This is a genomic window from Bradyrhizobium sp. JR3.5, from assembly GCF_054057015.1.
The window spans coordinates 6,034,265-6,059,313 of record NZ_JBSRYV010000002.1; the positions used below are offsets into that span (position 1 = coordinate 6,034,265).

Consider the following 25,049-nt stretch of genomic DNA (forward strand, 5'->3'; position numbering starts at 1 on the left):
TCAGATAAGAATGATGGAAGGTGCCGCGATGGAGTTGGCTGCAACAGGGATGACCGACCGCCAGCGCAAATATCGCGCGACCTACCGCGAGCGCGTGGTGGGCTGGTACAATGGCTGGCTGCACGTCGTGCTGATCTACACGATCGGCTTCACCGCGCTGTACGTCTACCTGGCCAATGTGCACGACGTGAAATGGTGGGAATACCTCACCATTCCGGCGGTGTTCCTGATTGCGAACTTCTTCGAATGGGCGGTGCATCGCTTCGTCATGCACCGGCCCTCGAACGTGCCCTTGCTGCGCGCGATCTACAGCCGCCACACCCTGATGCACCATCAGTTCTTCACCGAGGAGGAAATGCGCTTCGCCGACCATCACGACTGGCGCGTCACCTTCTTCCCGCCCTATGCGCTCGTGGTGTTTACCCTGATGTCGATCCCGCCGGCGATCGTCGCCGGTCTCGTGATCTCGGCCAATACCGGCTGGCTGCTGATCACCACGACGACGTCGATGTATCTGATCTACGAATTCATGCACTTCTGCTGCCACGTCGATGAAAATGCCTTCGTGCGCAACATGCCGTTCGTCAACACCATCCGCCGGCATCATACCGCTCATCACAACCAGTCGATCATGATGGAGCGGAACATGAACCTGACCTTCCCGGTGATGGACTATGTGTTCGGCACCTCCGATCTCAATCGCGGCCTGCTTGGCCACATCTTCAACGGCTACAGCACGCGCTATGTGAAGACCGACATGCGACGGACGGCGAGGACGCCGCGGGTCGTGGTGAAGGAGCAATCGGTGCCGCATGCCGCAGCTTGAACCCAATCTCGCCGGCCTCGCCTGGTTCGGCCTGCTGTGGAGCGTGTGCTGCATCGGCTTCCTGCAGCTGGCCGGGATGTATCCGCTGCGCGGACGCGCCGTTCTGCCGGTGACGATGACGACCGCATTATGGGCGATGTTGCTCGCCGGCACGCTGGCATTCGCCCTGATCGAGCTGCGCTGGACCACCGTCGTTGTGGTAGGCGGTGTGCTGTTCCTGTTCCTGCCCGGGCTGTTTCAGGCGCTGCCGGAATGGTGGCGCGACGGACGCGTGGGATTGCGCTTGTCATGTTGCGCCATGATTGCGGCGCTGGCGCTGCTGGTCGGCGTGGCTGCACCGTCGTTTCACATCTGGATGACCTGAAGGGAGGTCTCGATGCCAAGCCACATCAAGCTCATGCTGTCGCTGGCGTGCCTCGCCACGGCGGCCTGCGGATATTTTTTCATGGTCTATCTCGGACAGCAGGGACCGAGCTACGCGGTCGCCTTCCTTGGCGTATTCGCTACGGTCGCGATGTGGATCTTCCCCGAGGTCGTCAAGAAGGACCTCAAGATGCGTCCGCCGGGATCCTGACATGATGCTGCAGCACAGGGAGACTCGCATGGCGAGCTATGCCGGAGACCGCACCATCGACGGCATTTCCGTGCTGGTCGACGGCGAGCCGCTGTCACCGCATTACGACCAGCTTCGGCTCACCGAACACGGATTTGAATGGAGCTACGAGGGGCCCGAGCCGGCACAACTGGCCTTCGCGCTGCTCTATGATCATCTGCACGACGCGGCCGCGGCGAAGGCGCTGCACGAGAGCTTCATGCGGCGCATCGTCGCCAATTTCGGCAATGAATGGGAGCTCTCCTCGGCCGATCTCGACGAGGCGGTCGCGGCACTGCGATCCGAACAAGCGGCCTGACCCGACGCGGATTTCTCCGCCGGAGAATTCTTTGAGATGACCCTGACCTGTCGCGCGGCGGTGCTGCATCAAAGCGGAACGCCGCTCTCCATCGAGCGCGTTTCGCTTGCTGCACCGATGCCGACCGACGTCGTGGTGAAAGTGCGTGCCGCGGGGCTCTGCCACACCGATCTGGAGGTGATCGACGGATCGCTGCGCTATCCCTTGCCGATGATCCTCGGGCACGAGGCGGCCGGCGTGGTCGAGCAGGTCGGCAGCGCGGTGCATGACGTGCGCGCCGGCGATCACGTGATCCTGTCCTGGAATCCGCATTGCGGGCATTGCTTTCACTGCGACCGCGCGCAGCCGATCCTGTGCGAGAGCTATCTCGCCAGGGGCGCGGAAGGCGTGCATTTCGACGGTGCGTCGAAGGCGCAGCTCGCGGGCGGCGGCAGCCTGGCCCACCTGATGTTCCTCGGCGCATTCTCGGAATACCTCGTGCTGCCGGCGCAGCAGGCGATCGTCGTGCCAAAGGACATTCCGTTCGACCGTGCGTGCCTGATCGGCTGCGGCGTCATGACCGGCGTTGGCGCCGCGCTGAACGTCGCCGCCATCGGCTATGGCGATACCGTGATGGTCACCGGCTGCGGCGCGGTCGGGCTGGCAGCGGTGCAGGGCGGCCCGGCTCGCCGGCGCCGGTGCTGTTATCGCGGTCGACCTCGACGATGCAAAGCTTGCGCTGGCGCGGCAACTCGGCGCGACGCAAGTCGTCAACGCGGCGCGCGAGGACCCGGTCCGGTTCGCCAAGGAGGCGACACGCGGGCGGGGCGCCGACGTCATCCTCGAGGCGGCGGGCCATCCCAACGCCTTCCGGCAAACCGCGGAGGCGGTGCGGCCGGGCGGTGAGGTGATCTGGCTCGGCAAGATCGACGTCACGCAAGACGTGAGTTTCCGCTGGGGCGCGTTGATGGGCGAGAAGCGATTTCGCCGCTCGAGCTACGGCGGCGCGCGGCCACGGCGCGACTTCCCCTTGCTGGCGCAGGCCTATCTCGACGGCCGGCTCAAACTCGACGAGCTGATCACCGGCCGCTGCAGCCTCGACGGCATCAATGATGGCTTCGAGGCGCTGCGGCGCGGCCGCTCGATCCGCACGGTCGTCGAACTTTGAGGGATTACAGCGTCGAACGCGCAAAGCTTTCGATATAGTCGATCAGGCTGTCGGACGCCGCGCCCGCGGCGTCGACGCGGCGCTCGGCGACGGCTTCGGCGACGTCGGCATGCAGCCGCGCCGCGAGCGGCAGGTCGGCCGCTTCCTTGTAGTGCTGGTACCAGAACCGGCGCGACAGGCCGTGCATCAGGCCCATGGCGCGGGTGGCGAACTCGTTGCGCGACGCGGCCGAGATCAATGTGTTGAACTGGTGATCCAGCCGCATGAACAGCAGATCGTCGGATTTTTCTGCCGCGCGCCGCATGCCGGCGGCGATCTCAGAGAATTGCGCGCGCTGCTCGCTGGTGGCGCGCTCGGCGGCGCCGCGCGCCATCAGCCGTTCCAGCTCGCGGCGGACTTCGAGTAGGCGGAGCTGGGCGCGCAGGTCGATCTCGGACACCAGCACGCCGCGACGGGCCAGGATGTTGACGAGGCCGTCGCGCGACAGCCGCTGCAGCGCCTCGCGGATCGGGGTGCGGCCGATGTCGAGCCGCTTGGCGAGCACGAGCTCGGAGAGCGCGGTGCCGGGCGGCAGTTGCAGCGTCACGATCAGCTCTTCCAGCTCGGCATAGGCGCGATCGGTGAGGGTGACGTCGCCTTGCGGGAGGCGGGCCTGCGCGGCAGCGCGCGGCTTGGCGGCGGCGGACGATGGCCGCGCCGGCCGGCGGTTTCCTGCTGCGCGGGCGCGCACCGTGCTGGATCGCTTGTTCGAATCTGCCATCGGGATCTTGAGTGCTGCTGTACAGCAGATATCTCACACGCCCCGCTGGCAGTGACAAGGCCGCTCGACGGGCGCTACACCGAATCCGGCCGCGTGCAGCGAACAGCGGCGCATCATCAGTGCGAAATGCTCTCCAGCGTCCGGCCGCGGGTTTCCTCGCCGAGCAACAGCACCGCCAGCGCCGCCACCACGAACGCGCCGGCGCCCAGCGCGAACACGCCGCTCTGCCCTGCCGCTGGCAGGATCACGCCGATCACATAGGGGCCGATCAGCGAACCGATTCGGCCGATCGCCGAGGCAAAACCGGTTCCGGTGGCGCGGACATGGGTCGGGTACAGTTCAGGCGTATAGGCGTAGAGCGCCGACCACATGCCGAACAGGAAGAACTGCATGCAGAGGCCGGCAATGATGAGCTGGGTCTGGTCCGCCGCCGAGCCGTAGAAGTGGCAGGCGATCGCGCCGCAGAGCAGGTTCATCACCAGCGTCGCCTTTCGGCCCCAGGATTCGACGAGCCACGCCGAGACCAGGAAGCCGGGAATGCCCGCGAGCGAGATCAGGATGGTGTAGAACACCGATTTGGTGATCGGGAATCCCTTGGCCTGCAGCAGCGCGCCGAGCCACGTGGTCAGACCGTAGAAGCCGAGCAGGGCGAAGAACCACAAGGTCCACAACATCGCGGTCCGCTTGGCGTAAATGCCCGAAAACAGCGTCCTCAGGCCGGTCACTTCCGACGCGGGTGCGGCCGCCTGGCGCACCACCGGCGGCAGCTCCTTGCTGCCGAGACGATCGCGGACCCTGCTTTCGATGTCGCGCACGGTCGCTTCGGCCCGCTCGGAATAGCCGTGGGAAGCGAGCCAGCGCGGCGATTCCGGAACGTAGCGTCGCACCACGAGCACGAACACGGCCGGGATCGCCTGCATGATGAAGACCCAGCGCCAGTCGGCGGCCTGCAGCACGAAGTAGGTCAACAGGCCCGATGCGATGAAGCCGAGCGGCCAGAACCCTTCGAGGAACGCGATGTAGCGGCCGCGGTTGCGGGCCGGCATGATCTCCGAGACCATCGACTGCGCGACCGGAAACTCCATGCCCATGCCGAAGCCGAGCAGCAGGCGCGATGCGCCTAGCGCGGTCGCCGTCGTCGAGAGACCGCAGCACAGGCTGCCCAAGCCCCAGAAGATCATGCTGACCTGGAAGACGCGGGCGCGGCCGAAACGGTCCGCCAGCAGGCCCGCGGACGCGGCGCCTATGAACATGCCGAGGAAGCTCATGCTGGACAGCAGCCCGGCTTCCGCCGTCGACAGGCCGAAGGTCTGGCGGATCGAGCCGAGCACGAAAGTCAGCGCGGCCAGGTCCATGCTGTCGAAGAACCATGCGGTCGCGATGATTCCGAATATCCATTGCTGATAGGAGGTCAGCGGCAGGCGTTCGAGCCGCGCCGCGATGTCCGCGACCTGCTGCGCTTGCGCGGTGCGCGCGACGGCGGCCGGAGCCCGGCTTCCGGCCGCTGCGGTGACGTCGGAAATGGTCATTGGTGTCCCCCCCAGATGGACGTTGCCGGGTTCTTGTCGGCCCTGTTTCATAAAATGTCACACGGATAGCAGTAATATGTCAATTGGTGATCACGCGCGTGAACTGGCAGGAGCGAGCCGGCCTCCGCGCCGGACAGGGCCGGGGACAAATCGGCGCGCGGCGCTGGCCTGCTGTGATCCGATCGACGTTCGATGCCGCTTCGGACACCTTCCGAAGCGGCATCAAAGCCCGGTTAACGGCATCCGAGAAATCGGGGCCTGTCCGATAATCCGGCTTTAATGGGGGCCGACTAAAAGGTCTCGTGGTGGCGACGTACCGGATGCCTGGAGGTATCCGATATTGGGTCCGGAGGAGGCGTTTTCCCCATCATGTCAGTTCAGGTCGATTCGGATTTTGCGAGCGACGATCGCGCACGGGCGCAGATCGGCGCGGCGGTGAGCTATCTGCTCAGGGACGCGACCGGCGCCGCGCGTGAACATGCCGTCGAGATGATTGTCGAGATGGTGCGTGATGTCGCAAGCCGGCCGGCCGGTCTCGAAGCGGCGTCCCTTCAGCCGCTCATGAGCGGCGTCACCTATCGGGATTTTGTGATCGATGCCTACCGGCGCGATGTCGATCGCTGGCGCGCGACCATCCGCCGGTCGAACGGCAAGAAGATCCGGATCGCGTCTCCGCCGTCGGTGCGCGACGAGGCAACGACGACAGCGGATGCGATCACCGCGGAGAAGGCCATCGAGTTCGCGAGGCGCGCGATCGATTTGGGCGAGGTGCTCTGACCACACCGCCCGAGGGTGGCTTTCGCCGCGAAAGTCCCGGCGATGCCACCGACCCTATGCTTGGGACGCGCGATGTGCTCCGATGCGACGGCTGCGTCGGTTCCGGAGCCGTCAGCGGAATCTTGATCCATCCCATCCCAGCAGAGAGAAGCCATGCCTTCCGAACTCCGTTCGCCCCGTCTGGCGGTCCTGATCGACGCCGACAATGCATCTGCAAGGATCGCCGATGGGCTGTTCGAGGAGATCGCCAAGATCGGCGAGGCCAGCGTGCGCCGCATCTATGGTGACTTCTCCAATCCGAGGTCCAAGGGTTGGGCCGACATTCTGGCCAAGCACGCCATCATCCCGCAGCAGCAATTCGCCTATACGACCGGCAAGAATGCATCCGACATCACCCTGGTGATCGACGCGATGGACCTGCTGCACAGCGGCCGGTTCGATGGCTTTTGCCTGGTGTCGTCGGACAGCGATTTCACCCGGCTTGCCGCCCGCATCCGCGAGCACGGCATCGACGTGTTCGGGTTCGGCGAGCAGAAGACGCCGGAGAGTTTTCGGCAGGCCTGCCGCAGGTTCGTCTATACCGAGAATTTGCGCGGCGGGGTGACGAGCAATCAGGACGCCGCGGTACGCGCCCAGCCGTTGCAGCCGCCGGACGCCGCCACGCCCATCCTCAAGAAGGTGATCGGCCAGATGGCCAGCGAAGACGGCTGGGTAACGCTTGGCGAGGTCGGACGGCAGCTGGCCAATCTGGCGTCGGATTTCGATCAAAGGACTTACGGCTTCCGCACCCTGAGCGAACTGGTGCGCAGGACAAATGCCTTCGAGATCGAACAGCCCAAGGGCGGGACGACGCGAATCCGCATCAAGCAGGCGGCGGCACCGCCGCCAAGACGGCGAACGCCAAGACGACGAGCCGATCAAAAGCCGCCGGAATGAACGGCGCGCAGCGCGCTACTGCTCTGAACCATCTCTGAATCTGAACCAACGATGAATGCCGCTTTGGGGACGATCCGGAGCGGCATTTTCATTTTTGCTGGAACTGAGGCGAGTTGCTGCGGAACTGGAATTTGCGCGCAAGTTGTCGCGTTGGAACTGGAACGTCTCGTTCCCTGCGATGTTGAAGGGGCGTCTCATAGCTCGGAGGAGGAGAATCATGAACAAGCGTTTTGCCGTGTCCCTTGTCGCCGCTGCGTCGCTGCTCGCGTCCGGCTCGGCTTTCGCACAGTCCACGACTGCAGCGGGCGCCGCGAACGGTGCGCGGACCGGTGGCGAGATCGCAGGCCCGGTTGGCGAGATCGTCGGCGGCACGGTTGGTGCTGCGGTCGGCGCCGGCCTCGAGATTCCGAATGCGGTGATCACCTCGATCCCGCGCGACGAACCGTCGGTCGTGGTGCGTGAGCGCGTCGTGGTCGGCGAGTCGCTGCCCGACACCGTCGTGCTGCGCCCGGTGCCGCGCTACACCGAATACCGCTACGCGATCGTCAATGATCGCCGCGTGATCGTGGAGCCGCGCACCCGCCGGATCGTCAAGATCATCGACTGATCGCGCTGATATTTCCAACTGCAAAAATCCTCGCGGGCTCATCGCTCGCGGGGATTTTCGCATGGCACGGGCCCGCTTTTTTCATGAGGTGCCTGGTTGGCCTGCCGGCCCGATCCCCTAGACTGGTCCGCAATAAGCGGGCGCAGCCAGCGGCCGCCTCAATCAAGAGCAGGGTGAAAACATGGGTCGGAAGATCGCGATCGTCGGCGCGGGTGCGGTCGGCGGCTATGTCGGAGCGCATATGGTGCAGGCGGGTGAGGACGTCACCTTCATCGATCCCTGGCCCGAGCATGTCGAGCACATGCGCAAGCACGGATTGCGCGTCACGCACGCGATGGATGTCCCCGAGTTCTCGGTGCCGGTGCGCGCACTGCACGTCACCGACGCGCAGCAGCTGGCGAAAGAGAAGCCGGTCGACATCGCCTTCGTCTGCATGAAGTCCTACGACACGGCTTGGGCGACCATGCTGATCCGGCAATATCTGGCGGCTGACGGCTACGTCGTGTCGCTGCAGAACTGCATGAATGAGGAAACGATCGCCGGCATCGTCGGCTGGGGCAAGACGCTCGGCTGCATCGCGAGCAGCATCACCGTCAATCTGCCCGAGCCCGGCCATATCCACCGCGGCGCCGGCAAGGGTGGGGCGGCGCATACCGTGTTTCGCGCCGGCGAGGTGCATGGCCGTATCACCGCGCGGGCGGAGGAGGTTTGCCGCCTGGTCGGCTACTCCGATAGCGCCAAGGTGACCGGCAATCTCTGGGGCGAGCGCTGGTCCAAGCTCGTCGCCAACGTGATGGGCAACGGGCTCTCGGCCTGCACGGGCCTGGCCGGCGGCGAGGTGCTGCAAAGCGAACCGCTGCGCCGCTTCTCGACGCGGCTCGGCAGCGAGGCGATCCGCGTCGGCCAGGCGCAGGGCTATCAGCTGGAAGAGATCCTGCATCTGCCGCCGGAGACGATCGCGCGCGCCGGCGAGGGCGACGAGGCCGCGGCGCGCGCCTGCGACGAGCAGCGCTTCAAGGATAGTAAGCGCACCTCATCGGCGCAGCGCCCCTCGATGGGCCAGGACATGCAGAAGGGTCGCCGCACCGAGATCGAATTCCTCAACGGCTTCGTGGTGCGCGAGGGCGAGAAGCTCGGCCTCGCCTGCAATGCCAACGCCGTGCTGACCGACATCGTCAAGCGTGTCGAACGCGGCGAGCTCGCGCCGGATCCCCGGCACATCACGGAATTGCGGATGAATTGAGCGGCGACCACCTCAAGGTTGATTACCGTCATTGTGTAATGTCGAACAGGCTTTGCCTGCCGAATACGTTCGGTGCACACGATGCACCGTCAACGCTATTCCGTCTATTCGTAGATTTTTGCAGCTGCCAGAATGTCGGCGAAGGTCGACCAGGTCGGGGATACGACAGGCGCCTTCCCAGTATTACGATAATAGTTATCCATCGATCGGACCCATGATGCCATCGCCTCAAGAAAGCGGTCCACTGTTGGATTTTCCCACTCATGCGAGTTCTTATCGAAGTCCTGCTTCATGGCTTCGATAAAATCTGCAAGATCGTCCTTCGACGAGACAGATGAGCTGTTCACTCAGAATTCTCCACGCGCCGGGCGGCTGCGCCCCCTGTCAACTAAATAGGTGCCTACAGCAACTGCCTCACTCCCATCCCGTGCATGAAGCGCTCGCGGATCTGCACGGGGTCGCGGCGGGTGGTGCCGGTGCCGGGCTTGTCGTCGATGCGGACGCCGATCAGGGTCGGGCCGAGGGTCTGTTTCGATTGCTCGATCAGCCGCTCGAAATCGTCCTCGTCGGCGGCCCATGAGCTGTTCGCGATCCCGCTGGCGAGCGCGACCGCGACGATGTCGGTATGAACAGCCGCCGGCGTCGGCTGCGCGCCCGTGATCTGGTAGATGCCGTTGTCCATCACCACCATGGTGAGATTCTTCGGCGCCAAGGTCGCGATGGTCGAGAGACAGCCGAGCTGCATCAGCAGCGAGCCGTCGCCTTCCAGCGCGAACACGCGGCGCTTCGGCTGCGCCAGTGCGACGCCGAGCGCGATCGGAAACGCAAGTCCCATGCTGCCCAGCATGTAGAAGTTCTGCGGGCGGTGGCCGGCGGCCCAGAGATCGAAATTGGTGTTGCCGATGCCGCCGATCACGGCTTCGTCCTTCAGCCCGGCGACGAGGCGCTGGGTGAGATCGAAGCGGTTCATCACCTTGGTGTTGCGCGCTTGTGTGCTGGTCATGGCTGATCTCACTTGTCGAAGGTCTTGCCGCCGGTCAGCAGCGGCGAGAGGATCAGCGCCACCGGCGCCTGGGTGGTGACGGCCTGCTTGATCGAGCGGTCGGCGATGAATTCGAGCTCGTCGAGCCGGGTGATGGTGTGATGTTCCATCGCCAGCGAATCCAGCACCGGGCGCATGGTGCGGCAGACCAGCGCCTGGCCGTAATTGAACTCTCCGAGCGTGCCGCGCTCGGAGACGAACATAATCAACGGGATCTGGTAGGGCACCGCGAGCGAGGCCAGCACATTGGCAAGCGTGGCAAAGCCCGAGGTCTGCATCAGCACCGCGCCGCGCGTGCCCGCCATCCAGGCGCCCGAGACGATGCCAACGGCCTCTTCCTCGCGCGCGGTCGGAAACGTCGTGAAATACGGATCGGCGTGCAGGTCGTTGATCAGCGTGGTCAGCACCCGGTCGGGCACATAGGGCACCAGCTTGATCTCGTTCCGCTTCAGCGTCTGCAGCACGATGCCGTGCCAGGTGGTCGCCGCATCCTGGGACTTTTCCTTGGCTTTATCCTTGGACGAGGCTTGTTCCGCGGCCGCCATCCTGTTCTCCCTCTCGCGCGACGCTGATGATCGCTTGCGCCATGAAACTTGACGCGGTGCATGTGATTGTCAACATGTCGCGGCCGCAACGCGATCTGCGCAATTCGGCCATCGCAGCGCCGAACCGGCGTGCGATACAGGCGGTAACGATCAAGGGACGGAACGATCAAGGGACGGGAGGCGTCGATGGCCGGATGGGTCTGGCGGACCGCCATTGCGGCAGCGGCCACGGTCGTGGCCGGCCTTGCGTCCGCGCAGCCATACCCGGCAAAGGCCGTTCATATTCTCGTCCCATATCCGCCCGGCGGCGGCGTCGACGTGCTGACGCGGACGCTGGCCGAAGCCGTGTCGAAAACCTGGACGCAGTCGATCGTGGTCGAGAACCGGCCGGGCGCCGGCGGGGTGATCGCCTCGCAGGCGATCGTGAGCTCCGCGCCCGATGGCTACAATCTGATCATGGTGGCGAGCGGCCACGCCACCAATCCGTTCCTCTATCCCAAGCTGCCGTACGACACGTTCAAGGATTTTTCGCCGATCTCGCTGCTGGCATCGTCGCCGAATGTGCTGCTGGTGCGCGCGGACTCGCCGTTCAAGTCGGTCAGCGACGTCATCGCCGCGGCGAAGGCGAAGCCTGGCAGCCTGTCCTTCGCCCATGCCGGCAACGGCACCTCGACCCATCTTGCCGGCGAACTGCTCAACAGCCTCGCGAAGATCGATCTCAACGCCATCCCCTACAAGGGCGGCGCGCCCGCGATCAACGATCTGCTCGGTGGACAAATTCCGATGTCGTTCAACAACGGGCCGGAATCGGTCGGGCAGTTGCAGGCCGGCACGGTCCGCGCGCTGGCGGTGACGACGGCGGCACGTGCGCCGTTCTTGCCGGACGTGCCCAGCATGTCGGAGGCCGTGCCGGGCTACGACACCGAGGTGTGGTGGGGGCTGCTCGGACCCGGCAACATGCCCGCCGATCTCGTTGCGAAGATTTCGCATGATTTCGTCGCGGCGGTGAACACCGATGCCGTGAAGGAGCGTCTCGGCAAGCTCGGCGCAATTCCGATCGGCTCAGCGCCGGACCAGTTCGCGGCCAAGATCAAGGCCGACTACGATAAATGGGGGCCGATCATCAAGGCCGCCGGCATGAAGGCGGAGTAAGTCGATGGCTGCATCAGAGATTCCCGCCTGTCTGCCGCCGCGTCCGGTGACGCCGCCGCGAGAGAAGCTGCCGCCAAAGGCCTGCGATACGCATGCGCATGTATTCGGCCCGGCGGACCGCTTCCCCTATGCCGGCGATCGCAGCTACACGCCGCCGGACGCGCCGCTCGCGACCTATCTCGGCATGCTCGATGCGCTGGGTTTCACCCGCGGCGTGCTGGTGCAGGGCAGCGCGCATGGCCACGACAATTCGGCGATGCTGGATGCGTTGCAGCGCGAGCCGGCGCGGCTGCGCGGCGTCGCGGTGGCCGATGCCGATGTGGCGGCGGGCACGCTGCGGCAATGGCATGTGCTCGGCGTCCGCGGCTTGCGCTTCAACCATTTCTTCCGCGGCGGACAGTTGCACTATCGCGGCGGCATTCCGCTCGGCGTCGCCGAGACGCACGCGGGCGTGATGGCCGAACTCGGCTGGCATCTGCAGCTCTGGATCGACGTGAAGGATTTGCCTGACACGCTCCCGACACTGAAGGCGCTGGGCCTGCCGATCGTGGTCGACCACATGGGCCGCACCGATGCCGCCGCCGGGATCAACACCGCGGGCTTTCAGAGCCTGCTGCGCGCGGTCGGCGAGGGCTGGTGCTGGGCCAAGCTCTCGGGCGCGCATCGCCTGAGCCGGCGGGCGCCCGATTATCCGGACGCGCGGCCGTTCCACGAGGCGCTGGTATCAGCCAACTCCGAACAGCTGGTGTGGGGCGGCGACTGGCCGCATCCGCGCATCGAGGGCGAAATGCCCGACGCCGGTCATCTGCTGACGCTGTTCCAGGAATGGACGCCGGACGCCGCGACACGCCACCGCATCCTCGTCGACAATCCCGCACGACTCTATGGCTTCCCAAACTGAAAGCTGCCCGAAGACATGACCGTCAACAACAAGCGCGTGTTCTACGTCAAATACCTCGCCCACGAGATCTACGTCGACATCCTGAAGAAAACGGCCGGATGTCCGGCTCGACCGTCTGGAGAACGAGACGCCGGAAGCGCAATTCGCCCCCGTTCTGGCGGACGCGCATGCCTATCAAATCGGCGCCGCCCGCGACGAGCTGGCGCCGCATTTCCATGCCCATGCGGAGCTGTTGAAGCGCGCGCCGAACCTGTTGATCGTGTCCTCGAACGGTGCCGGCTTCGATCCGGTCGACGTCGATGCCTGCACGGCGGCGGGCGTGCTCGTGGTCAACCAGTCCGGCGGCAACGCCAACTCGGTCGCCGAGCACGCGCTCGGCATGATGCTGACGCTGTCGAAGCGCATCATTCAGTCCGATCGCCGGCTGCGGCGCGAGGCCGATGTCAACCGCAACGATCTGATCGGCAACGAGCTGAACGAGAAGACCGTCGGCATCGTCGGCCTCGGCAATGTCGGCCGCCGCATCGCCGAGCTGTGCAAGGGCCTCCTGCACATGAAGGTGATCGCCTACGATCCCTATCTCACGGCCGGAGGAGATGGCGAAGCGGGGCGGGAAGAAGGTCGAGCTCGACGATCTCCTGCGCCGCGCGGACTTCGTCTCGATCTCCTGTCCGCTGGACGGCAAGAGCCGAGGCATGATCGGCGCACGCGAATTCGCGCTGATGCAGCCGCACGCCTATTTCGTCACCACCGCGCGCGGCTTCATCCACGACGAGAAGGCATTGGAAGAGGCATTGCGCGAAAAACGCATTGCCGGTGCCGGTCTCGACGTCTGGTCCAAGGAACCGCCGCCGCCGGATCATCCGCTGCTGCAGTTCGACAATGTGCTGGCGAGCCCGCACACCGCCGGCGTCACCCGCGAGGCGCGCATCAACATGGGCCGGATCGCGGCCGAGCAGATCCTCGACGCCCTCGACGGCAGGCGCCCGCCGCGCATCATCAATCCCGAGGTCTGGCCGGTTTACGCCAGAAGGTTCGAGAGGGCGTTCGGGTTCATGCCGGGGTAGGTCGACGATCATTGCTGTCAACGATGAAGTCAGCCAGGTGAGGTGACCAGGCTGGTCAGGCCCCCCTTGCGGGGGCCGCGGCTGCGCGCAGCTAAAATATCGAAAACAACCCCACGCAAAGAAGCTGACGGCTGCCGGCGGTTCGGCCAGGCAACTTGACGCGTCGGGCAACTCAGGGGTAGATTTCCAATATTCAGAAATCGTGCAAGTGCCCGGCCTTGCGGGGAGAGATACCGCAAGGGCGGAGGGAACTGTCCGCCGGTGCGTGCCTCACGCAAATGGCCAGTCGTGCGAGTGTTGTTGCGCGCGCAAAAACACCGGAGAAAATCTCCTTCGTCGTAGCCTCGATCGAGGCAATAAACCCACTGCCAAGGCACCGCCTCACAACGCGTCCGTTGTTATTTTCCCTGAGATATCGACGGCTTAGCTCGAAATCGCCATTTTCCCTTTGTGCCCGCCCGTTCCGGGTACGGAAGGAAGAAGATCATGCGACAGGTCCAGTCACTGCTCCGCAACGCGCCCGCCAGGATCGGCCGCCGCATTGCGCAGATCGTCGCGATCGCTGCCGCCAGCCTGCCGCAGGCCGGCGCGTAGTTTTCCACCCGCAGCGAAGCGCCGCATCCGTGCGCGCGAAATTAACTCACTCCCATTTCGCGTTAGTGCTAACGTGGTACCCCCAGGCTCTGCCGGCGCAGCAGGGAGGGTTCCATGTCACGTTTCGTTGTTCAGTTCATGAAGGACGTGCTCGGCGGCAACGGCCGCCAGCGCGAGGTTTGCCAGGGCGAACTCGAGGTCGACGCCTCGAGCGAAGGCCAGGCCACCGAAATGGCCAAGCTCAAATTCTGTCAGGAACAGGCGCTCTGCGACTGGTCACTGCACGCCGACCGCATCCGGATCGAAGCGGCCGACTTGCAAGTGACCTGATGTGTCCAGAGCCCCGTTCCAATTGAATCGCAACGGGAATCTGGACTATTGTTTTGGGGTGTTTTCGCTCGAAAACGCTTGGGCCGACTACTCCGGCAGGATGCGCACCGCACCCTTCGCCGCGCTGCTTGCGAACGCCGCATAGGCCTTCAGCGCGGTCGAGACGGCGCGCTTGCGCGGTGCCGCCGGCTTCCACGCCGCATTGCCCTTGGCTTCCATCGCCGCGCGGCGGCGCTTGAGTTCGGCATCGTCGACCCTGAGGTTGACCTTGCGGTTCGGGATGTCGAACTCGATGACGTCGCCTTCCTCGACGAGACCAATCAGGCCGCCTTCGGCGGCTTCCGGCGAGACGTGCCCGATCGACAGGCCGGACGATCCGCCTGAGAAGCGGCCGTCGGTGATCAGCGCGCAGGCCTTGCCGAGGCCCTTCGACTTCAGATAGCTGGTCGGATAGAGCATTTCCTGCATGCCCGGGCCGCCGCGCGGACCTTCATAGCGGATCAGCACGACATCGCCGGCCTTGACCTTGTTGGTGAGGATGGCTTCGACCGAAGCATCCTGGCTCTCGAAGATGCGGGCCGGGCCCGAGAACTTCAGGATGCTCTGATCGACGCCGGCGGTCTTCACGATGCAGCCGTCCTCGGCGAGGTTGCCGAACAGCACCGCGAGACCGCCGTCCTTGGAATAGGCGTGCTCGGCGTTGCGGATGACGCCCTCGGCGCGATCGACATCGACGTCGTCGAACCGGCGGTCCTGGCTGAAGGCTTCCTGGGTCGGCACGCCGCCCGGCGCGGCGCGGTAGAAGTTGCGCACCTTGTCGCTTGATGTCCGCACCACGTCCCAGCGGTTCAGCGCGTCGTCCAGCGTCGCGGCATGCACGGTCGGTCCATCGGTCGTGAGCAGCCTGGCGCGGTCGAGCTCTCCGAGGATCGCCATGATGCCGCCGGCGTGATGCACGTCCTCCATGTGGACGTCCTGCACCGACGGCGCCACCTTGCACAGCACCGGGACCTTGCGCGACAGCCGGTCGATATCGGCCATCGTGAACGGCACTTCGCCCTCGCGCGCGGCGGCGAGCAGATGCAGCACGGTGTTGGTGGAGCCGCCCATCGCGATGTCGAGCGTCATCGCGTTCTCGAACGACTTGAAGTTCGCGATGTTGCGCGGCAGCACCTTGGCGTCGTCCTGCTCGTAATAGCGGCGGGCGAGATCGACGATCAGATGGCCGGCCTCGACGAACAGGCTCTTGCGGTCGGCATGCGTCGCCAGCACCGAGCCGTTGCCGGGCAGCGCGAGGCCGAGCGCCTCGGTGAGGCAGTTCATCGAATTCGCGGTGAACATGCCGGAGCAGGAGCCGCAGGTCGGGCAGGCCGAGCGCTCGATCACCTCGACCTCTTCGTCCGACACGTTGGAGTCGGCGGCGGCCACCATCGCATCGATCAGGTCGACCGCCCGCTTCTTGCCCTTGAGCAGGATCTTGCCGGATTCCATCGGGCCGCCCGAGACGAACACGGTCGGGATGTTGAGGCGCAGCGTCGCCATCAGCATGCCGGGGGTGATCTTGTCGCAGTTGGAGATGCAGACCATCGCGTCGGCACAATGCGCGTTGACCATGTATTCGACGCTGTCGGCGATCAATTCGCGCGAGGGGAGGCTGTAGAGCATGCCGTCATGGCCCATCGCGATGCCGTCATCGACCGCAATGGTGTTGAATTCCTTGGCGACGCCGCCGGCCTTCTCGATCTCGCGTGCGACGAGCTGGCCGAGATTCTGCAGATGGACGTGGCCGGGCACGAACTGGGTGAAGGAGTTGACCACCGCGATGATCGGCTTGCCGAAATCCTCGTTCTTCATGCCGGTGGCGCGCCACAGGCCGCGTGCACCCGCCATGTTGCGGCCGTGGGTGGTTGTGCGGGAGCGATAGGCGGGCATCGTAAATCCTTCTCAAATCCTTGGGCTGTGGGCGCTTTTTAGGGAGATGGCAGCCCTTATGCCCGCCCGCAGCAGCCGATTCAAGCGCGGAACCGCATGGCAGAACCCCGCTATCTGAGTTCGATCCCGGCCTCTGTGGCGACGGCACGCAGGAGACGGGCCGCGGCTCGTTTCGCGGCGCCCTCCCGATCCGATTTTCTCAGACGCTCAACCCTCGAACCTGAACCTGAAGGCCTCGCCATACCTGACCACGCGGCCTGCGGTCGGGGCGGGGAAGTGCCCGGTCAGCAGATAGCTCGGCGTATCCGCCAATTCCTCCAGCAGCGTCACGCGGGTGGCGAGCGCCGCCGCGGGATCGACATCGGCGGCATTCGACAGCCACGGCTCCGCGCACTGGATCGGATGATGGATCACGTCGCCCGATATCACGGCATGGTCGCCGCTCCCATTCAGATGGATCTGCATGTTGCCGGCGGTGTGGCCCGGCGCCGGCGCAAAGCGCAGGCCCGTGTCGCGGTCGTCGAACAGCAGGTGGTCGGTCTCGACGAATTCGGCCTGTCCGGCCGCGACGACCGGCAGCACCGAATCCTCGAACGAGCCGTGATTGACCGGCGTCGGCGGGTTCGCCCGGTGCGCGGCCTCCCAGTGCCGAAACTCGGCGCGTCCCATCAGATAGCGTGCTTTCGGAAAGGTCGGCACCCAGCGCCCGTTGATCAGTCGCGTATTCCAGCCGACATGGTCGACATGCAGATGCGTGCACATCACGAAGCCGACCTGTTCGGGCCGCACACCGAGCGCGGCCATGTTTTCCAGATAGGGCTGGTTGAGATTGTTCCAGGCCGGCACCCGCGGACGTGGCTTGTGATTGCCGCAGCAGGTGTCGACAACAGCGGTCCAGCGCGGCGTGCGCACCAGATAGGAGTGGTGGCTCAGGATGAAGCGGCCGGTCTCCGGCTCGATATAGCGATGATCGAGCCAGCTTCGGTTCGCTGCGATCACCTCGTCCGTGACATTGGCGAACAGCCATGTCTTGTCGAAGGCGAGCGAGGGGATTTCGACCAGCCGGTCGATCCGCATACTGCCGATCGTGATCTGGCGCATGCGGTGCTCAGTTCTTGATGAGGTCGCCGAACGGCACCCAGCGCGTGCCGTCGTAGCGGATCAATTGCAGGCTGGTCATCGGTGTATACCGCTCCGGCGAGTTGCTGACCTCGGTGCCGTTGATCAGCATCGGCAGATGCAGATCCTTGATGCTGGTCGCCTGCTTCATCACATTGGCGCGGGTAAGGTCGTTGCCGGCGGCCTTCAGCACCGCGACCAGCGTCTGCGCGATGGTGTAGCCGTAGACATTGAGCCAGTCGCTCTTGTTGGCGTCGGGCAGATACCTGTCCATGAAGGCGACCCATTCCTTGTAGCCGGCGTCGTCCTTCAGCGCCGGGTCGGTCGAGTCCTTCAGGTACTGGCTCGAGATCACGCCGGCGGAATTGTCCTTTCCGGCGGGTTCGAGCACGCCGCTGATCGAGGCCGAGACATTGGAGATGATGGTGGTCGGCTTCCACCCGATCTCGCCGATCTTGCGGATCGCCTGCGCCGCGAATTTCGGCGTCGCCGCGACCAGCACGACGTCGGCGCCGCTGCTCTTGAGCAGCAGGATCTGCGTATCGACGGTGGGGGCGGTGGTCTCGTAGGCCGCTCGCGCCACGATGGCTTCGGTGCTGCCGAGGCCTTCCTCCAGCGCTCTTAGATAGTCCTTGCCGAGGTCATCGTTCTGATAGAGCACACCGACCTTGGCGTTCGGGTGGCTCGCCTTGATGTATTTGGCGTAGGCGATCGCCTCGTCGCGATAGGTCGGCTGCCAGCCGACGGTCCACGGAAAATTCTTCGGATCGTCCCACTTCGCCGCACCCGAGCCGAGGAAGAGCTGCGGCACCTTCCTGTCGTTGAGATATTTGTGCACGGCGCTGTTGGTCGGCGTTCCGACCCCGCCGAAGATCAACAACACCTCGTCGCTCTCGACCAGGCGGCGCGTCTGCTCCACCGTCTTGGGCGGGCTGTAGGCGTCGTCGGCGATCATCATCTGGATGCGCCGGCCGTTGATGCCGCCCTCGTCATTCACCTTGCGGAAATAGGCCTCCGCCGATTTCGCGATTTGCGCGAACGCCGAGACGGGGCCGGACAGCGGCGCTGTGGTTCCGATCTTGATCGTCTTATCGTCGGCGCCTGAGTCATATTTCGCGCTCTCGGCTCGGGCGGTACCGACGGCGATCAGCGGCAGCAGCAAGAGGGCCGCGCGCAAATGAGAGCGGACGAGGCGCGCCATGACGGTATCTCCCCAAATTGCCCTCCGCCTCTTTAGGAGCGGAGTTGAAACGCGAATACTTCGCCCGCCGCTTGCGGGCCGGACCGCCGCCGTGCAGACGAACGATCGTTCGTACGGTTGACTAGCGAACGATCGTTCGTTAGTCAAGGCGTCATGGCGGCTTCCCCATCCAGCGCGGCCGACGCGGTCGTGACCTCCACCCGCGAGCGCATCCTCAGCGAGGCGCTCAGCCTGTTCGCGCAAAGCGGCTATGGCGGCGCGTCGATGCGCGAGCTTGCGCGCCGCGTCGGCATCCGCGAGAGCAGCCTCTACAATCATTTTCCGGGCAAGGCCGCGATCCTCGAAGCGGTCGTCAGCGAGCACGGTCCGGCGAGTTCGGCCGACCGGCTCGAGGCGCCGCGCTACCGGCAGCTCGCGCAGCAGCCGGCGGCGTTCTGCCGCCAGTTCGCGCTCGATCTCGTCGAACAATGGTCGGATCCGCGCGAGCATCAGTTCCAGAAGGTCATCACCGCCGAACGCAACCGTGTGCCCGGCATCCGCGCCAAGTTCGCCGACCACTTCTATGCGCGCGAACAGAATCTGATGACGGACTACTTCCGCGGCTTTGCGCTCGCCGGACTGATCACGACCACAGACCCGCGCGAGGCGGCGCGGCTGTTCGCCGCCGGCCTGATCTATGTCAGGCTCGAACATTATGTGATGGGCGCGCAGGCCTCGCCGCGACCGAAGGTGATCGAGGCGATCGACCGCTATCTCGCGTTCTTCCTGTCGCTGATTGCGGCAAAGGACGCAGACATCTCGGACAAGAAGCAACGAAAAAAAGGAGAGACGCGTGGCAAGGCTGCCTCTGATTGATCCGGATACCACGAGCGGCGACATCCGCGCGGCGTTCGACCGCATGCCGGTCAAGCTCAACATCTTCCGCATGATGGCCCATGCGGAGGCCAATGCGATGCCCCTGATGCGGCTCGGCAATTCGATCCTGCACAAGCAGAAGCTGTCGGCGGTCAACCGCGAGCTCCTGATCCTGCAGGCCGCGCAGCTCGAGGGCGGCGCCTACGAGTGGCGGCAGCATGTGCCGATCGCGCTCGGCGTCGGCGTCACCCAGGCGCAGATCGATGCCGTCGAGCGCGGCAGGTACGACGATGCCGCGCTCAATGCGGCCGAGCGGGCGCTGCTCGGCTTCGGCCGCGAGGTGGTCGAGAAGGTCCGCGTCGGCGAGGCGGCTTTCGCCGGGATGCGCAAGCATTTCAGCGATCAGGAGATCGTCGAGGCGATCGTCACACTCGGCTTCTACCTGATGATGGCGCGGCTGACGGAGGCGACCGAGACCGATCTCGATCCGCGCCGCCGGCATGGCCGTCTATGAGGGCGGCAAGAAGCGGGGTTGATGGGATGTCGGAGACTTCGCAAGAGGCCAAGCAAGACACGAAGCCGGAGCGCTATGTCCGTCCGCTGAGCGCGGAGTCCTCGGGCATGGCGCCGGGCAGGGGACGCCTCAACGGCCGCCGCATCCTGGTGGTCGGCGGCGGCCAGCGCGTGTTCGATGCCGCGACCGATCCGATCGGCAATGGCCGCGCCATGAGCCTGCTGTTCGCGCGCGAAGGCGCCCATGTCGCGGTTGCCGACCTCAACCGTGGCTCCGCCGAGGATACGGTCGCGCGCATCGCGGCTGACGGCGGTCGCGCTTTCGCGATCGCTGCCGACGTCACCAGGGAGGCCGATGTCGTCAGGATGATCGCCGAGGCGCATCACGCCATGGGCGGGCTCGACGGCATGGTGCTCAACATCGGCACCTTCGGCAAGACCGGGCTCGACAATGTCAGCGCGGAGGAATGGAACAGGATCTACGACGTCAATGTCCGCGGCCCGATGCTGTGCTGCCGCGCCGCCTTGCCGAAGTTCGCCGATGGCGGCTCGATCGTCTTCATCTCCTCGATCGCGGCGCTGAAGGCGGGATCGCAGATGGCGGTCTATGATTCTTCCAAAGCGGCGCTTGGCGGCCTGATGCGCAACATCGCGCATACCGGCGCGCGGCGCGGCATCCGCGCCAACCTGGTCTATCCCGGCTTGGTCGACACCCCGAACGGCCGCGAGGCCGGTGCGGGACGGCCGTCGCGCGGCAAGGGGCAGGTTCCGTTCGGCCGCCAGGCGACGGCGTGGGAGATCGCCTATGCGGTGCTGTTCTTCATGTCGGATGAGGGCGTCTACGTCACCGCGCAGACGCTCGCGGTGGATAGCGGCCTGAGCGGACTGTGAGCGAGGCGCCGCTCCGGCGGCTGTCGCAAGCCAGACCGCGGCCCCCGGCGTAGCCGGATGATCCGGTCAACTCTCCGGCAGCTTGGACAAGACGCTCTTTGAAACCGGGCAAGTCAGCGTGGCTTCAAGCGTGTCGAGAATATTCTCGATCGTGAAGGGTTGGCCCCATAGCCGGCTGCTTTTGGTGTTGCGCAACTCGAGCGCAGCTTCGTGGGCGGACAGGATCGCGTTGGCGTAGATGGCGAGGATCGAGAGCCGCTGTTCGACGATCGGCGCCGGGAGTTGCAGCATCTGCTTCAGCTGATTGAAGCATTCGATATAGCTGGCATTCCAGCGGCCGTTCAGCGCCTCACGCAACGCCTTGGGATCGGAGGCCTGCAGGTTCGAGGTGAAGCGGATATATCCCCGCCATCGCTCGTCGTCACCGAGCTCGATCACGGGCATGACCAGCACCACGATCAGCTCGCGAATGGTTTTAGGTCCGCCGCGCGCCTCGATCTCGCCGAGCATGTCACGCCGCCGCTCTTCGAGCACAGTCGCACCGTCGACGACCATCTGCCGGATCAGCTCTTCCTTGGACCGGAAATGATAGTGCAGCGCGGCGTTGTTGCGCTGTCCGGCTGCGTCGACGATCTGCTGCACGGTCACCGCGTCGACGCCATGGCGGGCAAACAGCATTTGCGCGGCCGCCTTGATCTGGTTCCGCGTCTCTTCCGAAGTCGCGCGCGTGCCCTTCCGCCTGCTTGACATGCGAACTGATCCTGGATTAATTAAGTGAAATCGCTTAATTCGGACTCGGAGAGGAAGCAGGTCATGCGTGTACTCGTCGTGGGCGGCGGCATCGGTGGACTGACTACAGCGATTGCGCTGCGTCATCAAGGCATTGACGTTCTCGTGCTCGAGCAGGCCAGGGCATTGAACGAAATCGGCGCCGGCATCCAGATTGCCGCGAACGCGGCGATCGTGTTGCGCGAGCTTGGATTAGAGGCCGCCATTCGCAGCGTAGGCGTCAAACCGCAATCCTATGACTACCGCGACCTGCGCACCGGCAAGATGCTGTACCAGGCTCCGCTGGGCGATGAGGCCGCCAAGCGCTATGGCGCACCGATGTACAATATCCATCGCGCCGACCTGGTTCAGATCCTGTCTGACGCGGTGCCGCCCGAAGCCAGACGGCTTGATGCCCGCTGCGTGGCAGTCTCGCAGGACGCCGACGGCGTCGCAGTGAAGCTCGCGAATGGCGAGACCGTGCGCGGTGACGTGCTGATCGGATGCGACGGCATCCATTCGGTCGTGCGCGAGCATCTGCGCGGCCGGGAGGAGAAGCACTTTGCCAACATTCTGATGTGGCGTTCGCTGATTCCGGCCGAGCGGATCGAAGGCCTCGATCTGGAGGAGCGCGGCAATTACTGGTTCGGCCCGGGCCGGACGCTGATCACCTATTGGGTGCGGCCGAAAAATCTCTATAGCATCCTCGCTTCGGTGCCTGCGCACGAGGTGACACGGGAATCCTGGGACGAGACCGGCGACATTTCCGAACTGCTGGGCTCCTTCAATGACGCCGAGCCGCGTGCGCGAAAAATGCTCGAGCAATGCCAGAGCGCATTCATCACCGGCATGTATTATCGCGATCCGATCGATTGCTGGAGCTCCGGCCGCATCACGCTGCTCGGCGACGCGGCTCATCCGATGGTGCCGTTTCTTGCCGCCGGTGCCGGCCAGAGCATCGAGGATGGCTGGACGCTTGCGCGCGTGCTGTCGCGACGGCAGAACGATGTCCCCGGCGCGCTGAAGGAGTACGAGCTTCGGCGGCTGCCGCGCACGACGCGGATCCAGGCCGGTGCGCGTGCGGTGGTCAAGCTGATGCACGAGACCGATGCCGATCGCCTGCGCCACCGCAACCACCGCTGGAAGGGCATGGCGCGCATCGATCCGCTGGCGGAGACCAGCTGGGGCCTCGCGTGGGACTATGATGTGGTCAAGGCCACCGAAGGGCCGCCCGGCGAAGTGCTCAATGTCACCGGCCTGCGCGAAGGCAAGCGCTTGCAGCGTCCGGAAGCGCAGCGCGCGTTCGACCTCTGGAAGTATGCGTTCCGGCCTGAAGATGTCGCACGTGGTCATGACGGGTTGCGCGAGGCCTATGACCGTTTCCTCGTGACCAACTTTCCGCTGCCCGCAAGCGTGGCCGCGGTGGAGGACGAGCTTGGCGACGTCAAGGCCTGGCGCGTCGCGGCTCCGGACGCGCAGGGTGGCAACGTCGTGCTGCACTTCCACGGCGGTGGCTATCTGATCGGGTCCGCCAGGGGCTCGTTGGAATATGCAAGCCGGCTTGCGGCTGCGGTGGAGGGGACCTGCTACACCGTCGATTACCGGCTCGCACCGGAGCATCCCTATCCGGCCGCGCTCGACGACGCGGTGGCCGCCTATCGCGCATTGCTCGCGCGCGGCATTCCCGCGGGCTCGATCATGGTCTCCGGCGAATCCGCTGGCGGCGGCCTTGCCGTTGCAATGGTGCTGGCGCTCCGCAATGCCGGCGATCCGTTGCCGGCGGCGATCCTCGCCGCGGCGCCTTTCGCCGATTTGACATTGTCGGGTCCGACGATCCGCCAGTTCAATGGCGACGATCCTGCGGCCAACCGCGACCTGCTCACGTTCATGGGGGCGTCCTACTTCCAGGGGCACGAGCCGACCGATCCGCTGGTGTCGCCGCTGTTCGGCGATCTCACCGGCCTGCCGCCGCTGTTCCTGACCGCGAGCCGGGGCGAGGTGCTGCTCAGCGATACCACACGGCTGGCCGAGCGCGCGGAGCAGGCCGGGGTCGAGGTGACGCTGCGGGTGGTCGAGGACTCAGTCCATGTCTACCCGATCTTTCCGTTCCTGCCCGAGACGCGGGCGACAATGGAGGAGGTGGCCGCCTGGGCGCGGCGCCATCTCCGTCGCGAGGATGCGCGGCCGCAGGCTGCCGCATGATTGCTTGTTGCAGCGCTCGAGGCGCTCTCATTCCGCGGCGAGGCTGATCGGCGCCGGGATGCCCACCTTGGGGCGCGTCCTGGCCGCACGGCGGTTCTTCTTGCTGAAGCGGCTACCTGCGAGCGACGCCGCGGCGGCGCGCAGCTGCTCGCGCAGCCATTGATTGGTGGTGTCGCCCTCGGCGGTGGCATGCCAATAGAGATAATTGACGTGCGGGCTGATCGGGAACGGGCAGGGGAAGCACTGCAACAGCCCGGGATCCTCCAGCACGGAGGCGGCGCTCTCCGATGCCGTCAGCAGCATGTTGCTGCGGCTCACGACATGGCAGGCAGTCGCGAAGTTCTGGCAGGTCAGGCGAACGGTGCGCGTCAGGCCGAGCCGCTGGAACTGGAAGTCCTCGAACGACAGGCCGCTGCGCCGCGACGTCACGCAGACGTGTTCCATGCGCAGGTACGCCTTCTTGTCGAGCCGTGTGCCGAGCTCGGGATGGCCGCGCCGGGCGAACACCGCGATATGCTCGGTCAGGATCTGCTCGCGCCGCACCTCGGTGGAGAGCGGCAGCAGCGTATCGATCGCGACGTCCAGCGTTCCGGCGGCAAGCTCGCGCTCCAGATTGTTGCGCTCGCTGCGCACGGTGGCGATCTCGACCAGCGGCGCGACGGCGCTGATCCGGTTGATCAGCGCGCTCAGCATTGGCGCCTCGAGATTGTTGCGCAGGCCGATCACGAACCGCTTCGGCGTCCTGGCCGGATCGAAGCGGTTGGTATGGGTCAGCGTCGTCTCGAGGCCGTTGAGGGCCTGGCGCACGGTGGTGATGATCTGGCGCGCCAGCGGGGTCGGCGTCATCACGTGATGGCGGCGCACGAACAGCGGATCGTTGAACATCGCGCGCAGCCGGCTCAGCGCATGGCTGACCGCGGGCTGGGTCAGATTGAGGCGGAAGCAGGCGCGGCTGACGCCGCCTTCGGTGTAAATCGCGTCGAACACGACGAACAGGTTCAGATCGATATCGCGTACATGCATGGAAATAATCAATCCGTATCCGTCGAATGCATTTGACGAATATGAGTTGGCGCTCTTAAAGTCTCAAGCAAAATAATACCTGGAGGAAACGATGAGCGTGCAATCGCCATCGCGCGGCGTTGCTGTCCCTGCGGCATCATCTCGCTCGGGCACAATGTTCGCAAAACCGAGCCAGGAG

At 65.1% G+C, this 25,049-nt stretch carries 25 protein-coding genes and 3 pseudogenes; 18 read left to right on the forward strand and 10 right to left on the reverse strand.

Annotation, left to right across the window (positions count from 1 at the left end):
- Window positions 1–28: 28 nt before the first annotated feature.
- The 6 genes and pseudogenes from ACVWW1_RS45575 (at window position 29) to ACVWW1_RS45600 (ending at window position 2,884) form a co-directional block, all read left to right on the forward strand.
- Window positions 29–826, forward strand: coding sequence for a sterol desaturase family protein (locus tag ACVWW1_RS45575; protein ID WP_456660389.1), 798 nt, complete (start codon window positions 29–31; stop codon window positions 824–826).
- Window positions 813–1,190, forward strand: a complete 378-nt coding sequence (locus ACVWW1_RS45580; RefSeq protein ID WP_456660390.1) for a hypothetical protein — start codon at window positions 813–815, stop codon at window positions 1,188–1,190. The genes ACVWW1_RS45575 and ACVWW1_RS45580 overlap by 14 nt, the downstream gene beginning before the upstream one ends.
- A 12-nt stretch (window positions 1,191–1,202) precedes the next feature.
- On the forward strand, window positions 1,203–1,400 hold the full coding sequence (locus tag ACVWW1_RS45585) for a hypothetical protein (protein WP_024579640.1): 198 nt from the start codon (window positions 1,203–1,205) through the stop codon (window positions 1,398–1,400).
- 28 nt (window positions 1,401–1,428) lie between these two features.
- A complete protein-coding gene (locus tag ACVWW1_RS45590) occupies window positions 1,429–1,737 on the forward strand; it encodes a DUF6166 domain-containing protein (protein ID WP_456660391.1) in 309 nt (102 codons plus the stop codon).
- Between the two features lie 117 nt (window positions 1,738–1,854).
- Window positions 1,855–2,187 (forward strand): annotated as a pseudogene (locus ACVWW1_RS45595) (alcohol dehydrogenase catalytic domain-containing protein); the annotation flags it as partial.
- A 235-nt stretch (window positions 2,188–2,422) separates the two neighbouring features.
- Window positions 2,423–2,884: a zinc-binding dehydrogenase gene (locus tag ACVWW1_RS45600; RefSeq protein WP_456660823.1), complete on the forward strand. Its 462-nt coding sequence runs from the start codon at window positions 2,423–2,425 to the stop codon at window positions 2,882–2,884.
- 4 nt (window positions 2,885–2,888) lie between these two features.
- Here the strand turns inward: ACVWW1_RS45600 and ACVWW1_RS45605 are convergent, their stop codons facing one another.
- Entirely contained in the window at window positions 2,889–3,644 is a 756-nt protein-coding gene (locus tag ACVWW1_RS45605) for a GntR family transcriptional regulator (RefSeq protein WP_176532406.1), read from the reverse strand.
- A 116-nt stretch (window positions 3,645–3,760) separates the two neighbouring features.
- On the reverse strand, window positions 3,761–5,173 hold the full coding sequence (locus ACVWW1_RS45610) for an MFS transporter (protein WP_456660392.1): 1,413 nt from the start codon (window positions 5,171–5,173) through the stop codon (window positions 3,761–3,763).
- A 369-nt stretch (window positions 5,174–5,542) separates the two neighbouring features.
- On the opposite strand from ACVWW1_RS45610, the gene ACVWW1_RS45615 reads away from it, so the two are divergent.
- From ACVWW1_RS45615 to ACVWW1_RS45630, 4 genes are all read left to right on the forward strand, one after another.
- Window positions 5,543–5,950: a hypothetical protein gene (locus ACVWW1_RS45615; protein ID WP_456660393.1), complete on the forward strand. Its 408-nt coding sequence runs from the start codon at window positions 5,543–5,545 to the stop codon at window positions 5,948–5,950.
- A 153-nt stretch (window positions 5,951–6,103) separates the two neighbouring features.
- Window positions 6,104–6,886, forward strand: coding sequence for an NYN domain-containing protein (locus ACVWW1_RS45620; RefSeq protein WP_456660394.1), 783 nt, complete (start codon window positions 6,104–6,106; stop codon window positions 6,884–6,886).
- A 217-nt stretch (window positions 6,887–7,103) separates the two neighbouring features.
- Window positions 7,104–7,493, forward strand: coding sequence for a DUF1236 domain-containing protein (locus ACVWW1_RS45625; RefSeq protein WP_456660395.1), 390 nt, complete (start codon window positions 7,104–7,106; stop codon window positions 7,491–7,493).
- 181 nt (window positions 7,494–7,674) lie between these two features.
- Entirely contained in the window at window positions 7,675–8,736 is a 1,062-nt protein-coding gene (locus ACVWW1_RS45630) for a ketopantoate reductase family protein (protein ID WP_456660396.1), read from the forward strand.
- Between the two features lie 104 nt (window positions 8,737–8,840).
- Here ACVWW1_RS45630 and ACVWW1_RS45635 read toward each other — a convergent pair whose 3' ends face one another.
- From ACVWW1_RS45635 to ACVWW1_RS45645, 3 genes are read right to left on the reverse strand one after another with little or no spacing between them, the layout of a single operon-like run.
- Entirely contained in the window at window positions 8,841–9,083 is a 243-nt protein-coding gene (locus tag ACVWW1_RS45635; RefSeq protein ID WP_456660397.1) for a DUF7660 family protein, read from the reverse strand.
- Between the two features lie 53 nt (window positions 9,084–9,136).
- Complete coding sequence (locus ACVWW1_RS45640) at window positions 9,137–9,739, reverse strand: thiamine pyrophosphate-dependent enzyme (protein ID WP_456660398.1); 603 nt, start codon at window positions 9,737–9,739, stop codon at window positions 9,137–9,139.
- A gap of 8 nt (window positions 9,740–9,747) precedes the next feature.
- Complete coding sequence (locus tag ACVWW1_RS45645; RefSeq protein ID WP_456660399.1) at window positions 9,748–10,323, reverse strand: thiamine pyrophosphate-binding protein; 576 nt, start codon at window positions 10,321–10,323, stop codon at window positions 9,748–9,750.
- 186 nt (window positions 10,324–10,509) lie between these two features.
- Between ACVWW1_RS45645 and ACVWW1_RS45650 the strand changes: the two genes are divergently transcribed.
- The 4 genes and pseudogenes from ACVWW1_RS45650 to ACVWW1_RS45665 all read left to right on the forward strand — a co-directional run bounded on the left by ACVWW1_RS45650 (window position 10,510) and on the right by ACVWW1_RS45665 (window position 14,367).
- On the forward strand, window positions 10,510–11,475 hold the full coding sequence (locus ACVWW1_RS45650; RefSeq protein WP_456660400.1) for a Bug family tripartite tricarboxylate transporter substrate binding protein: 966 nt from the start codon (window positions 10,510–10,512) through the stop codon (window positions 11,473–11,475).
- Between the two features lie 4 nt (window positions 11,476–11,479).
- Window positions 11,480–12,376, forward strand: a complete 897-nt coding sequence (locus ACVWW1_RS45655) for an amidohydrolase family protein (RefSeq protein WP_456660401.1) — start codon at window positions 11,480–11,482, stop codon at window positions 12,374–12,376.
- Between the two features lie 15 nt (window positions 12,377–12,391).
- Window positions 12,392–13,443 (forward strand): annotated as a pseudogene (locus ACVWW1_RS45660) (hydroxyacid dehydrogenase).
- A 708-nt stretch (window positions 13,444–14,151) separates the two neighbouring features.
- On the forward strand, window positions 14,152–14,367 hold the full coding sequence (locus ACVWW1_RS45665) for a hypothetical protein (RefSeq protein WP_176532398.1): 216 nt from the start codon (window positions 14,152–14,154) through the stop codon (window positions 14,365–14,367).
- An 87-nt stretch (window positions 14,368–14,454) separates the two neighbouring features.
- On the opposite strand, the gene ilvD is transcribed toward ACVWW1_RS45665, so the two are convergent.
- The 3 genes from ilvD to ACVWW1_RS45680 form a co-directional block, all read right to left on the reverse strand.
- Window positions 14,455–16,299: a dihydroxy-acid dehydratase gene (gene ilvD / locus ACVWW1_RS45670; RefSeq protein ID WP_456660402.1), complete on the reverse strand. Its 1,845-nt coding sequence runs from the start codon at window positions 16,297–16,299 to the stop codon at window positions 14,455–14,457.
- Between the two features lie 207 nt (window positions 16,300–16,506).
- Window positions 16,507–17,400, reverse strand: a complete 894-nt coding sequence (locus tag ACVWW1_RS45675; RefSeq protein WP_456660403.1) for an MBL fold metallo-hydrolase — start codon at window positions 17,398–17,400, stop codon at window positions 16,507–16,509.
- Window positions 17,401–17,407: 7 nt separating this feature from the next.
- Window positions 17,408–18,619, reverse strand: a complete 1,212-nt coding sequence (locus ACVWW1_RS45680) for an ABC transporter substrate-binding protein (protein ID WP_456660404.1) — start codon at window positions 18,617–18,619, stop codon at window positions 17,408–17,410.
- Window positions 18,620–18,772: 153 nt separating this feature from the next.
- Here ACVWW1_RS45680 and ACVWW1_RS45685 point away from each other — a divergent pair, with 153 nt between their 5' ends.
- The 3 genes and pseudogenes from ACVWW1_RS45685 to ACVWW1_RS45695 all read left to right on the forward strand — a co-directional run bounded on the left by ACVWW1_RS45685 (window position 18,773) and on the right by ACVWW1_RS45695 (window position 20,878).
- Window positions 18,773–19,474, forward strand: coding sequence for a TetR/AcrR family transcriptional regulator (locus ACVWW1_RS45685; RefSeq protein ID WP_456660405.1), 702 nt, complete (start codon window positions 18,773–18,775; stop codon window positions 19,472–19,474).
- Window positions 19,452–20,010 (forward strand): annotated as a pseudogene (locus ACVWW1_RS45690) (carboxymuconolactone decarboxylase family protein). The gene ACVWW1_RS45685 and the pseudogene ACVWW1_RS45690 overlap by 23 nt, the downstream one beginning before the upstream one ends.
- A gap of 4 nt (window positions 20,011–20,014) precedes the next feature.
- The gene (locus tag ACVWW1_RS45695; RefSeq protein ID WP_456660406.1) at window positions 20,015–20,878 is read left to right on the forward strand and encodes an SDR family NAD(P)-dependent oxidoreductase; all 864 of its coding nucleotides are present in this window, start codon (window positions 20,015–20,017) and stop codon (window positions 20,876–20,878) included.
- Window positions 20,879–20,944: 66 nt separating this feature from the next.
- Here ACVWW1_RS45695 and ACVWW1_RS45700 read toward each other — a convergent pair whose 3' ends face one another.
- The gene (locus ACVWW1_RS45700) at window positions 20,945–21,628 is read right to left on the reverse strand and encodes a TetR/AcrR family transcriptional regulator (protein ID WP_176532390.1); all 684 of its coding nucleotides are present in this window, start codon (window positions 21,626–21,628) and stop codon (window positions 20,945–20,947) included.
- A 63-nt stretch (window positions 21,629–21,691) separates the two neighbouring features.
- Between ACVWW1_RS45700 and ACVWW1_RS45705 the strand changes: the two genes are divergently transcribed.
- The gene (locus tag ACVWW1_RS45705) at window positions 21,692–23,848 is read left to right on the forward strand and encodes an alpha/beta hydrolase fold domain-containing protein (protein WP_456660407.1); all 2,157 of its coding nucleotides are present in this window, start codon (window positions 21,692–21,694) and stop codon (window positions 23,846–23,848) included.
- A gap of 27 nt (window positions 23,849–23,875) precedes the next feature.
- Here ACVWW1_RS45705 and ACVWW1_RS45710 read toward each other — a convergent pair whose 3' ends face one another.
- Window positions 23,876–24,871 carry a LysR family transcriptional regulator gene (locus tag ACVWW1_RS45710; RefSeq protein WP_456660408.1) on the reverse strand — a complete coding sequence of 332 codons (996 nt, stop codon included), beginning with the start codon at window positions 24,869–24,871 and terminating at the stop codon, window positions 23,876–23,878.
- Window positions 24,872–25,049: the final 178 nt, after the last annotated feature.